The following is a 12048-nucleotide window of genomic DNA, read 5'->3' on the forward strand; positions in this document are numbered from 1 at the left end:
TATCTTGACCCCTTCTTTATTCCCGGATGGATTTCTTTGGGGGACGGCGACGGCTTCCTACCAAATTGAGGGTTCACCATCTGCTGATGGTAAGGGAGAGTCGATCTGGGACAGATTTTCCCATACTCAGGGAAACATCTGGAATGGTGATACCGGTGATGTTGCCTGCGATCATTACCGGCGTTTTGAAGAAGATGTCAAATTGATGGCTGATCTTGGCCTTAACGCTTATCGTTTCTCTCTTTCCTGGCCCAGGATCTTTCCTTCCGGTTTCGGTAAACCGAACGAAAAGGGGCTAGATTTCTACCGCCGGCTGGTTGATCAGCTTCACTCAAGAAGAATTAAACCGGCCATCACCCTCTATCACTGGGACCTCCCCCAGGCTCTGCAGGATCGGGGAGGTTGGAATAACCGCGATACGGCAAGGTACTTTGCCGACTACGCCACCCATATGTTTAATCGTCTTGATCTGCCGGTTGATTTATGGATAACCTTGAACGAACCCTGGGTAGTGGCCGTGCTGGGCAATGCGTTCGGTATACATGCTCCCGGAAATAATGATTTTAACCTTGCACTGCAGGCAGCCCATAATCTTCTTATAGGTCACGGGCTGGCCGTCAAAAATTTCAGGGAAGCTGATCGGGGAAAAGAAGAGATCGGGATCACTTTGAGCCTGCAACCGGTCCATCCCGCGACGGATTCCGAAGCCGATCTTGAAGCTGCCCGTATCTCGGATGGTTTCATGAACCGCTGGTTTTTAGATCCCCTGTTTAAGGGTTCGTACCCCCGGGATCTTTTTGATATTTTCTCCAGGCTTTACACTTTGCCTGAAACTGTTGAAAAAGATGCCGCAATCATTGCCGAACCCATCGATTTTCTTGGAATCAACAATTACACAAGAGTGATCGTGCAGTCCAGCGGAGTCGAAGATTCATTTATGGGTAACCCTGTTAACCCTCCGGATTCCGAGTATACCGATATGGGCTGGGAAGTTTATCCACGCGGTCTTTATGAGTTGATGACCAGAATTCACCGTGAATACGGGCCCTTACCGCTCTACATAACCGAGAATGGAGCCGCATTTCCTGATGAAATAGGTAAAGACGGAACTATTGGCGATCAGCGCAGGATTGACTTTCTTAAAAAATACCTTCAGGAATGCTGGAATGCCATCGAAGAAGGTGTGCCTCTCAAAGGCTATTTTGTATGGACCCTGCTGGATAACTTTGAATGGGCTTACGGCTACAGTAAACATTTCGGCATTATTCACGTTGACCTGGAGACCCAGAAGCGAACTCTTAAAAACAGTGCAATGTGGTACAAAGATGTGATCAGCCGCAACGGACTGGAGTAACTGGCATAAGATATTTTATGTATTCAGATAGAAAGATTAGAAAACATTAGACTATCTTTAAGAATAATCACCTCCATGGAATAAAGGAATGCCCCGTACCTCTGGCGAATCCTGGTATACACTGGGATCAATAATCCGTAAAGGAAGGTTCGGGGTGAGCACAAAGAAGGCAGTTTATAGAGAAATAACCATAATTCGTGACGACGAAAGGGAAGTAACGGAAGATCTTATTGCTGTAGAAAAACCGGTAACTATATATCTTAATGGTCAGGAACTTGTTACCTTACTCTGTACCCCTGAAAAAATCGACCGTCTTGCCCTCGGCTTTTTATGCTCGGAGGGCTTACTTATAGCGGCAGATGAAGTCGATTCTCTCCGGGTTCTCGATGAGGAAGGACGGGTTGAGGTTGAGCTGAAAAATGATTCCGGTCTTGCCGGGACTTTGTTTGGAAAGAGAACGATCACATCAGGCTGTGGGAAGGGAACAATCTTTTACAATGTTCTCGATTCTCTTCGAAGCAGCCCGATAACCGGGAAAATGCAGGTAACCCCAAGACAGCTTCTATCACTTGTCGGGAAACTTCAAACCAGGGCTGAACTGTTCAGGACTACCGGGGGAGTTCACAGCGCTGCACTTGCTGATGGAAAAGATATTATAATTTTCTTTGAAGATATCGGCCGTCATAACGCCATCGACAAGATTATCGGAGAAGCACTTCTGACCGGGATGCCCACTGAAGATAAAATCTTTGTATCCAGCGGGCGTTTAAGCTCCGAAATACTGCTCAAAGCAGCAAAAATGAAGATTCAGCTGCTTCTTTCCAGGGCTGCACCCACTTCGCTCTGCATAGAACTTGCTGAAAACCTTAACATTACCCTTGCCGGCTTTGCCCGGGGTAAAAGGGTAAACATCTATACACACCGGTGGAGGGTGTTGGATAGCTAGCAGCATTTATTGCGAAGTAATCTTTTTCCGCAGTGATTTCTTGTCCTTGCATTCTTCTTCTTCAATAAAGATCTTTTTTGCTTTAACATTAACCTCGTTCAGGTAAAACCCTGTCTGAAATTCTATTTCTTCCTTCAGGGTTCTCTGGACATCACGAAGTAGGGTATCGATCCGCATATCAGGAACCTTCGTCAGGGCGATGGCAAGATCCACATTTAGAATAGCTTTACTGCTTCCGTTTTGCAGGTCTATGATGATCGCTTTGTGCACCCCGGGAAAGCGGGAAATAATATGTTCAACCAGTTCGTTTACAACATGTTCAGAAATAAAGAAACCGCCCAGGGTACTGTATACCGGTCGGACCACAGATCTTTCCATCGGTATACCCGCCGGCATGGCTGTGGGAAAGCTGAAGAATGAACGCAGCGGATCGATGATGTAACCCGGAAATTCTTTCTTGATGGCAAAGGTAGGCAGAGGTATAACATGCCGGTTTTCCTTGGCCCTGACAGTGAGGGCAGTCTGTATCGATTCAGAGTCGGTTACTTCTTCAATGTTGTAATAGTAAGCCGGTTTTTGAAGCCCAAGGTTTTCGGCAATTACATTAGTCATCTTTCTTGAAGTGCCAAGGATTAACAGCCTTCCGGGTTTGATTTCAGAAAGCTTCTCTTTAACCTGCTGGGCATGCTCGGGATCTTTAAATAAAGCCCGTTTGATAGCCCCGTAGCGAGTATTTTCCCTTTTTGCTGAACGTCCGGCTAAGGCGACGCTACCTTTGATTAAAAGGCCGTCATCAATAATATATTCAATACTGTACTGCTTGGCTATTACCGGAGCCTGGTGGCTTTTACCTGTTCCGCTGTGACCGATTAGAGCATATATTTCCATTTGACCACTTCCATGTCCGTTATTATTTGTTTTTCCTTGCACATTGTTGTAAAACTGTTTTATTATTATACCATACTTGCATACCGGTTCATTCCGGTTGGCTGGGAGCGAACACTTTGATAATTATTACATCCCCTCCTGAAAAATTTGCCGGGGAACTGGTCATGCCCGGTGATAAATCGATCACCCACCGGGCGCTGCTGCTTGGTGCCATTGCCCGGGGAGTAACCGAAATCAAAGGTTACCTGGAGGCTGGTGATTCTATTTCAACGGCAGCCTGCCTCAGGGCGCTCGGGGTTAAAATCAGCAAAAGACCTGATCGCCTGCTGGTTGAAGGCAGTGATATGGTTTTAAAAAGACCGGAGGAATCCCTGTATGCAGGTAACTCTGGTACAACTGCCAGGCTTCTGCTCGGTATTTTAGCCGGACAGAATTTTTCTGCCACGCTTACAGGAGATAGCTCTCTTCAGAAGCGGCCTATGAAAAGGGTAATCGAACCCCTTTCCCTGATGGGCGCTGAATTCAACAGTAATAATGATCATTTGCCGCTCACTATCCAGGGGGGAAGTCTGAAGCCGATCTCTTATCAAAGTCCCCGGTCCAGCGCTCAGGTTAAATCTTCTGTACTACTGGCCGGGTTATATGCGGATGGAGAGACGGTGGTAGAAGAACCTTATCAAAGCCGCAACCATACGGAACTGATGCTTCAGCTCTTTGGCGCTGATCTGCAAGTTGACGGCTGCCGGATTTCTGTAAGAGGTCCTTCCAGGCTTAGAGGCACCCAGGTCAGGGTTCCGGCTGACATCTCGGCTGCAGCTTTTTTCATGATAGCGGCGGCAATAGTGCCCGATTCGGAAGTGCTCTTAAAAAATATCGGTATTAATCCTTCACGCAGCGGCATTGTAGAGGTCCTTCTTGAAATGGGAGCAGATCTTGAATTGCTCAATAAACGGATTTGGGGGAATGAACCTGTTGCCGATATCCGGGTCAGGGGAAATAGAAAGTTAAAGGGAATTACTATCGGCGGTGAGATGATTCCCCGGTTAATCGATGAAATTCCGGTATTAGCTGTTGCAGCTGCACTGGCAGAGGGTAAAACAGTTGTTAAAGATGCTGCCGAGTTAAGGGTTAAAGAATCAGACAGGATAACGGCGCTTTGTATGCAGTTGAATGCTCTTGGCAGCGGGATTACGGAAAAAGAAGATGGATTTGAGATAACCGGTGGAGCTAAACTTAAGGGGGCAAAGGTAAGCAGCTGCGACGATCATCGCATCGCCATGGCGTTAGCTGTGGCCGGACTGGCTGCTGAAGGCGAAACTGTTGTGGAAGGTGCGGAGGCAATCGGGATCTCCTTCCCCGGATTTATGGCTGCCCTTCGAACTCTTGTAACTAAATAGTTGCTTAAATTGACGCTTGCCGAACGATATGTTAAAATATGGTTGTTCTTTCCAGCCATTTTACTTCATTTTAAACATGGCAGATTAGGAGAAATTTTATGCCGTTGTCAGTTACTACATATGGACATTATAAGAAAAATAACCCTGTGAAAGAGTTCAATTCATACCGGGAAGAGCGTCAGACTGTTCTCTCTGTTATAGAAGAAGTAAGGACAGGTGGAGATGAAGCCCTTTTTAAATTAACCAGGAAGTTTGATCAGGCAGAGCTTGACAACCTGGTAGTATCAAAAGAAGAAATTGCAGATGCCCTGAAGGTGATTGAACATGATTTACTGGCCGTGATCAGGGAAGCGAAAGATAACATCGAAAGATTTCATCGCCGACAGCTCCAGGAAACCTGGTGGGATGAGGATACCGGCTGGAAAATCGGCCAGCGTGTTCAAGCGCTGCAGTCTGTCGGAGCCTATGTACCAGGAGGCACTGCAGCATATCCTTCATCCGTGCTGATGACGGTTATTCCGGCGAAAGTCGCCGGTGTGAATAAGATATATATCTGTACCCCTCCGGATAAAGACGGTCGGGTGAATCCTTTAACCCTGGTAGCCGCAAACGAAGCAGGCGCGGATGCAATTTTTAAGATCGGCGGTGCGCAGGCGGTGGCAGCTCTTGCTTTTGGCACCGAAACGATCCCTGCTGTCCAGAAAATAGTCGGCCCGGGCAATATTTATGTAACCCTGGCCAAGAAAGAAGTATACGGCCAGGTGGGTATCGACATGCTGGCCGGGCCCAGCGAAATTGTTATAATCGCCGATGATGCAGCCAATCCGGTTTTTATTGCTGCCGATCTTCTATCGCAGGCCGAACATGATCCGCTGTCCCGTTCCATATTGATTACCACTTCCGAAGAACTGGCTCTTTCTGTTTCGGGAGAAGTGACAAAACAGCTGGCAGCTCTACCAAGAAAAGAGATTGCTGAAAAAGCGATCCGGGAAAAAGGGGCGGTTATACTCGTTGAGCATCTTGGCGAAGCCTGGTCCGTGGTAAATGAACTGGCTCCTGAACATCTCGAACTGCACGTCCGGAATGCCTGGGATTATTTGGATAAAGTAAAGAATGCCGGAGCAATCTTTATCGGGCCATTTTCTCCGGAATCTTTAGGTGACTATTGGGCAGGTTCAAATCATGTGCTTCCTACCGGAACTGCAGCCAGGTATGCCTCGGCGCTGGGAGTGGCCGATTTTATCAAACATACAAATGTCCTTTATTATACAGAAGAAGCGCTGATGAAATCGGCGCCAAAGATTGCCGCAATTGCCAGGGCGGAGGGCCTTGAAGCTCATGCCCGGGCAGTACTGATAAGGAGGCAGGAAAATGGATCGACGAAGTAGGGTTGAACGTAAAACGGCAGAGACTGTTATAGAGCTTGAGCTGAATATTGATGGCAGTGGAAAGGCAGAGTTGAAAACAGGATTACCCTTTTTTGAACACATGCTTAACCTCTTTTGCCGTCATGGATTCTTCGATTTACATCTCAGGGCAGAAGGAGATATTGACGTCGATCCTCACCATCTTGTCGAAGATATCGGGATCTGTCTCGGCCGGGCCTGGCATGAGGCATTGGGTGATAAAAAGGGTATCAGACGTTACGGATTCAGCTCCGTACCAATGGATGAAGCACTGGTAACTGCTGTGGTTGATCTATCTGGCAGACCATGTTTACACTATCAGTTTGATATGCCGCAGGGTAGGGTTGGTAAGATGGATCTGGAGCTCTTTCGTGAGTTCTGGCAGGCTCTGATCAATGAAGGTCGGTTCAACCTGCACATGACGCTAAATCACGGTATTAACAAGCATCATATAATTGAAGCCTCGTTTAAAGCAGCTTCGCGGGCTTTGAATGAAGCTTCATCTTTGATCGAGGGTCTCGATACGGTCCTCTCGTCAAAGGGGAAATTGGAGTGAGGTGAGCAGTGTGCTGGTCATACCTGCTATCGATATGCGCAGAGGTAGATGTGTCCGGCTCTATCAGGGCAACCCCGATCGGGAAACTGTTTACGGCGATAATCCGGTTGAGGTAGCCCGTCAATGGGAACAGCTGGGTGCAAAAATGCTCCACCTGGTTGATCTCGACGGAGCTTTTACCGGCATGTCCCAGAATGCCAGGATAATCTGTTCCATCGGTGAAACGGTCCATATTCCGCTTCAACTTGGGGGTGGGATCAGGACCAGGGAGGCCGTGGAAAAAGCGCTTTCGGCAGGTATCTCCAGGGTAATCCTGGGGACGATGATCGTTGAAACCCCGGGCCTGGCCAGAGAGTTGGTTGAAGAATATGATGAGAGTATCATTGCCGGTATAGATGCTCGGGATGGTGTAGTGGCTGTTAAAGGCTGGACGGAAGCTTCAGCCGAGCGGGTCCTGGATCTTGCAGCCAGGGTGGAACAGTGGGGTATTAAAGAGATTGTTTATACCGATATTCACAGGGATGGCACACTTTGTGGGCCGGATCTTTCCGGGCTTGAAGCCATCATTAAGAGCACTTCACTGCAGGTAATAATGTCAGGAGGGATTTCATCCTTAGATGATCTACAGGCTTTAAAACCTTACAGCAGCAGGGTAAAAGGGGTCATTATCGGTAAGGCTCTCTATTCAAACCAGATCACCCTGCATGATGCCATGGCTGTATTCGAATAAATAACAGATTACGGAGGCACAATGGTGGGAGCAAACATCAACAACGAAAATGAACTGCGACCTTTGAAGACGGGGGAGCTTAAATATGACCGGCAGGGATTAATCCCGGCAGTTATCCAGGATGAACGGAATAATGAAATATTGATGGTCGGCTACATGAATGAAGAAGCGCTGAAAAGAACCTTGAAAGAGGGTAGGGTCTGCTTCTGGAGCCGCAGCCGTCAGAAATATTGGGTGAAAGGCGAAACCTCAGGAAACTATTTTGAGTTAAAATCGATTATGGCCGATTGTGATGCAGATACCCTTTTATTGAAAGTAATTCCCCTGGGACCGGGAAAAGCCTGTCATACTGGCCGTTATTCATGCTTTTTCAATACTTTGGCCGGCTTCAAACAGCGGGAGGAACGCAATGATTGATTATCATCTGCATACCAGCCGCTGCTGCCATGCTTCTGGCACACTGGTGGAATATCTTGAGACTGCCCGGAAAATAAATCTGAAAGAGATCGGTTTTGCCGATCATTTTCCCCTTGATTTACTTGAATACACTCCGCGAGCACAGGTTACGATGAAAGGCGATGAGCTGGCAGAGTATATGTCGCAGGTAAACTCTCTGAAAAATAGCCCTGATGGTGTTATTATAAAACTGGGCATCGAGATTGATTATATCCCGGAAAAAGAAAGCAAGATTGCTGAAGTGATCGGTCAATATCAATTTGATTACATAATCGGTTCGATTCACTTCATGGACGGCTGGGATTTTACCCATCCCCGGTATGCCGATGATTACGCGGCTCGCGATATCGCCGGACTGTACCGCACCTATTTTGAGTTGGTTTGGGCTGCCTGCGGGTCAAGGTTATTTGATATTATTGGTCATCTTGATGTTATCAAGAAATTCGGCTACCGGCCGGATGAAGATCTTGAACCTTACTGGGTTAAAACTGCACAAATCCTAAAAGAAACGGACACCTGCCTTGAGTTAAATACAGCAGGAAGGGATGTACCTGTTGGAGAATTTTATCCCGACCGGAGAATGCTGGAAATCTGTTCTGCCGAAGGAGTACCGCTAACGGTCGGTTCTGATGCCCACAGTCCCGAACAGGTTGGTCGTTATTTTGATCAGGCCGAAGATCTTCTAAGGGAAGTCGGGTACAAGGAGCTGGCTGTTTTCGAGAAGAGGATCCGCAGGAGTATTCCGCTGTAAAAGGACGTTGTCATAGATAAGGGGTGTAAAGATGAATCAGTTATATATGGATCAAATTGATACGCCCAAGGGCGTTTTTTTGATCGTTTTCAGTGAATCGGGTATTTATGAACTTTTATTTCCGGGATCCGAACTTGATATTGAATACCCACAGCGCGATAATCCGTGGCCGGAGTTAAAGGATGATCTGGAGAACTATTTCAAAGGGGAGAAAGTGGATTGGAACAGGTATCCGCTGGACTGCAGCGGCTATCCCCCGTTTTTTGAATCTGTCCTTGAACATGTTCGCCAAATACCGAGCGGAGAAGTGATTACCTACAAAAAAGTGGCGGAGTTGGCTGGTTCACCAAAAGCGGCCAGGGCGGCCGGTCAAGCCCTGAAATCGAACCGTCATCCCATTATCGTTCCATGCCACCGTGTGGTTGGCAGCAGCGGAAAACTTGGGGGTTTTAGCGGTCCGGAAGGTTGGAAAAAGATGCTCCTTGATCTGGAAAAGTCTGGGTACGGCTGCCTTTGATATTCGGCAGTTAGAGTATGGAGGTGTCGGTAATGCGTTATCTCAGCGGTGGAGAGTCTCATGGGCCATGCCTGACTGGAATTGTTGAAGGTCTGCCATCGGGACTGATCATTAAACTGGAAGAAATCAATCACCAGCTTTCGCGGCGGCAGCAGGGATACGGACGGGGTGGACGGATGTCCATTGAAAAGGACCGGGTAGAAGTAATTTCCGGTCTCCGCTTTAACCGGACCATCGGCAGCCCCCTGACCTTGCAGATACAAAACCGCGACTGGGAGAACTGGAAGCACCTGATGGGGATAGAAGGGGAAATACCTCCGGATTTGACCCTGCTGACACGTCCAAGACCGGGGCATGCCGATCTGGCTGGCGGGCTAAAGTATAATCATGATGATTTACGGCTGGTTCTGGAGCGTTCGAGCGCCCGGGAAACGGCGATGCGCGTGGCAGTGGGAACTATCGGGCGCATACTAATTGAAAAATATGGTATCCGAATCTACAGCCATGTCGCCAGGATAGGGTCGGTAGCTTCTGATGTTGACCAGGCAAAAATGGTGACCCTTTATGATGATATTGAAAAATCACCGGTTCGCTGTGCCGATCCGTCTGTCGAAGGAAAAATGATCGAAGCCATAGAACTGGCCAGAAGCGAGGGTGACACGCTCGGAGGTATCATTGAGCTGCAGGTTACAAATATACCGCCCGGCCTGGGCAGTCATGTCCACTGGGACAGAAAGATAGATGGCCGGTTAGCCGGCGCGCTTTGCAGTATACAGGGAGTAAAGGGAGTTGAATTCGGAATTGGTTTTGCGGGTTCTTCCAGAAGAGGGTCAGAGGTACATGATCCGCTGATGTCTCAACCCTTCAAAGGTATTGTCAGGCCATCTAACCGGGCCGGGGGAATAGAAGGTGGAATAACTAACGGGCAGAACCTGGTGATCAGGATTGCGATGAAGCCGATTCCCACACTGACCGAACCGCTGCCCAGTGTTGACTGGTTAACAGGCGAAGAGAGCCGGGGATCAACTGAAAGATCAGATGTTTGTGCAGTTCCAGCTGCCTCAGTTGTCGCCGAAGCTGTGATTGCCTGGGAACTGGCTGTTGCTTTTCGCGAAAAGTTTGCCGGTGATTTTATTGAAGAAGTAGACAGCGCTTATACATTTTATCTTAACCAGGTAAACAAACGCTTACGTAGGGGTAGCTGACGGATATTCAGAATCGATATTTTCAATGCAGGTGGGGTGTTGAAATGAGTAAGAGGCAGATCCAGGTCAGAACCAGTAATTTTTCTTACCGGGTAGTGATCGAAGAAGGGTCACTTTCGGTGCTCGGCAAAGCAATGCGCCTGCTCTTCCCTTCCGAGCAGGCTCTTCTAGTAAGCGATAACAGGGTATTTTCCCTTTATGGAGACCGGACAATCTATTCCCTGGAAGAGGAAGGATGGAAAGTCAAAACGGCGCTGATCAGCCCCGGTGAAAGATCAAAAACGCTGAGGGGCGCTTCCCGTTTATATGACCGTGCCCTGGATAGTGGCCTGGATCGAAACTCACCGATTATTGCTCTTGGTGGCGGTGTTGTTGGAGATCTGGCTGGTTTTGTGGCTTCCACTTATTTACGGGGTGTGCCTCTTGTCATGGTTCCCACCTCCCTGCTGGCCCAGGTTGACAGCAGTGTGGGTGGCAAGGTAGCTGTCAATCATCCCCGGGGGAAAAATTTGATCGGCTCCATATACCCTCCACGGTTGGTTTTAATTGACCCTCGGCTGCTCGATTCGCTGCCCGGCCGTCAGATAAAAGCAGGGCTGGCGGAGGTTGTTAAATATGGTATTATATACGACAGTGCCTTTTTTAATTATTGTGAGGAAGAACTGGAAAACCTGCTAAGGAGAAAAAGTTCCTCTCTGGCCGAGGCAGTTGCCCGATCAGTTCAAATCAAGGCCAATGTTGTTGAAGAAGACGAATTTGAAAAGGATTATAGAAGGATACTTAATTTCGGACACACAATTGGTCATGCTTTGGAAGCGGCAACCGCTTATAAATATTACCTGCATGGTGAAGCTGTCCTGATCGGGATGGCTGCTGCAACCGGGATCGCCGCGTCTATGGAGAAGATCGATACCCACCTGGCAGAAAGAATTATTAATCTTCTGCAAAAAATCGGGCTGAAAAAGCCACCGATGGGCTTGACCACCGAGATGGTAATCGATAAACTAAGGCAGGATAAAAAAAGGCGTGATGGAAAAATTGTTTTGATATTACCCGTGGGGATCGGATCTGTTGCCGTGTCTGAAATAGACAGTGAAGATTTAATCAGAGGGGAAATCGATAAATACTTAAGGGTTGTTTGATTTTTTGGGAAAGGATCAATCTGGATGAGTATGGTTACTTTAAAAATGGTTCAGGAAAATCCTCAGGTCAAAACTTTGATTCAAAAGGCAGATGAAAGCCTGGGGACTTTGGGATATACCGAACATGGTTTTCGTCACTGCCGGTTAACCGGCAAGGCAGCTAAAAGGGTTATTATTGAGCTCGGTGGTGATATAAGGGAAGCAGAACTGGCCGGAATAGCCGGGTATTTACATGATATCGGGAATGTTATGGGCCGCCGTGAACATGATGTAGCGGGGGCTATTATGGCACTGAAGATTCTGCAGGAAATGGATATGCCCCTGGAAGAAGCTGTCGACGTGTCGGCTGCCATCGGGAATCATGATGAAGAGGAAGGCAGGGTTGTTAACCGGGTTACTGCTGCCCTGATCCTTGCCGATAAATCTGATGTTCACCGCAGCAGGGTCCGCAACCGTGATATAGCCACTTTTGATATTCACGACCGGGTAAACTATGCGGTTAAAGAATCAAGACTGAATATCGATTCGGAAAACAGGGTGATCAGCCTTGACCTGACCATTGACACAAGCATAAGCCAGGTTATGGAGTACTTTGAGATATTTTTAACCCGAATGGTGATGTGCCGCAGGGCGGCATCATTTCTTGAAGCCCGTTTTGCCCTGACCATAAACGAAGTTGAACTGCTTTAACTGTAGAATT

Annotated in this window: 13 protein-coding genes; 12 read left to right on the plus strand and 1 reads right to left on the minus strand. The window is 47.8% G+C overall.

Features of this window, described 5'->3' with window-relative positions:
• Positions 1 to 4 precede the first annotated feature (4 nt).
• Both SCJ97_01280 and fdhD read left to right on the plus strand, forming a co-directional pair.
• Positions 5 to 1354 (plus strand): GH1 family beta-glucosidase, encoded by a 1350-nt coding sequence (locus SCJ97_01280; protein ID MDW7738676.1) that lies wholly within the window; start codon positions 5 to 7, stop codon positions 1352 to 1354.
• Between the two features lie 154 nt (positions 1355 to 1508).
• On the plus strand, positions 1509 to 2300 hold the full coding sequence (fdhD, locus tag SCJ97_01285) for a formate dehydrogenase accessory sulfurtransferase FdhD (protein ID MDW7738677.1): 792 nt from the start codon (positions 1509 to 1511) through the stop codon (positions 2298 to 2300).
• 6 nt (positions 2301 to 2306) lie between these two features.
• On the opposite strand, the gene SCJ97_01290 is transcribed toward fdhD, so the two are convergent.
• Entirely contained in the window at positions 2307 to 3188 is an 882-nt protein-coding gene (locus SCJ97_01290) for a hypothetical protein (protein MDW7738678.1), read from the minus strand.
• Positions 3189 to 3304: 116 nt separating this feature from the next.
• Between SCJ97_01290 and aroA the strand changes: the two genes are divergently transcribed.
• The 10 genes from aroA to SCJ97_01340 all read left to right on the plus strand — a co-directional run bounded on the left by aroA (position 3305) and on the right by SCJ97_01340 (position 12038).
• On the plus strand, positions 3305 to 4585 hold the full coding sequence (aroA, locus tag SCJ97_01295) for a 3-phosphoshikimate 1-carboxyvinyltransferase (protein MDW7738679.1): 1281 nt from the start codon (positions 3305 to 3307) through the stop codon (positions 4583 to 4585).
• A 98-nt stretch (positions 4586 to 4683) separates the two neighbouring features.
• On the plus strand, positions 4684 to 5973 hold the full coding sequence (hisD, locus tag SCJ97_01300) for a histidinol dehydrogenase (protein ID MDW7738680.1): 1290 nt from the start codon (positions 4684 to 4686) through the stop codon (positions 5971 to 5973).
• A complete protein-coding gene (gene hisB / locus SCJ97_01305; GenBank protein MDW7738681.1) occupies positions 5957 to 6547 on the plus strand; it encodes an imidazoleglycerol-phosphate dehydratase HisB in 591 nt (196 codons plus the stop codon). The genes hisD and hisB overlap by 17 nt, the downstream gene beginning before the upstream one ends.
• Before the next feature lie 10 nt (positions 6548 to 6557).
• Entirely contained in the window at positions 6558 to 7277 is a 720-nt protein-coding gene (hisA, locus tag SCJ97_01310; protein ID MDW7738682.1) for a 1-(5-phosphoribosyl)-5-[(5-phosphoribosylamino)methylideneamino]imidazole-4-carboxamide isomerase, read from the plus strand.
• A 24-nt stretch (positions 7278 to 7301) separates the two neighbouring features.
• A complete protein-coding gene (gene hisI, locus SCJ97_01315; GenBank protein ID MDW7738683.1) occupies positions 7302 to 7694 on the plus strand; it encodes a phosphoribosyl-AMP cyclohydrolase in 393 nt (130 codons plus the stop codon).
• Positions 7687 to 8484 (plus strand): histidinol-phosphatase HisJ family protein, encoded by a 798-nt coding sequence (locus SCJ97_01320; GenBank protein MDW7738684.1) that lies wholly within the window; start codon positions 7687 to 7689, stop codon positions 8482 to 8484. Before hisI ends, SCJ97_01320 begins: the two co-directional genes overlap by 8 nt.
• 31 nt (positions 8485 to 8515) lie before the next feature.
• Positions 8516 to 9001 (plus strand): MGMT family protein, encoded by a 486-nt coding sequence (locus SCJ97_01325; protein MDW7738685.1) that lies wholly within the window; start codon positions 8516 to 8518, stop codon positions 8999 to 9001.
• 32 nt (positions 9002 to 9033) lie between these two features.
• A complete protein-coding gene (gene aroC, locus SCJ97_01330) occupies positions 9034 to 10206 on the plus strand; it encodes a chorismate synthase (protein MDW7738686.1) in 1173 nt (390 codons plus the stop codon).
• Positions 10207 to 10250: 44 nt separating this feature from the next.
• Positions 10251 to 11348 carry a 3-dehydroquinate synthase gene (gene aroB / locus SCJ97_01335; protein ID MDW7738687.1) on the plus strand — a complete coding sequence of 366 codons (1098 nt, stop codon included), beginning with the start codon at positions 10251 to 10253 and terminating at the stop codon, positions 11346 to 11348.
• A 24-nt stretch (positions 11349 to 11372) separates the two neighbouring features.
• On the plus strand, positions 11373 to 12038 hold the full coding sequence (locus SCJ97_01340; GenBank protein ID MDW7738688.1) for an HD domain-containing protein: 666 nt from the start codon (positions 11373 to 11375) through the stop codon (positions 12036 to 12038).
• The last annotated feature ends 10 nt before the right edge of the window (positions 12039 to 12048 follow it).

Source organism: Bacillota bacterium, from assembly GCA_033549065.1.
Lineage (GTDB): Bacteria > Bacillota > Dethiobacteria > DTU022 > DTU022 > JAWSUE01.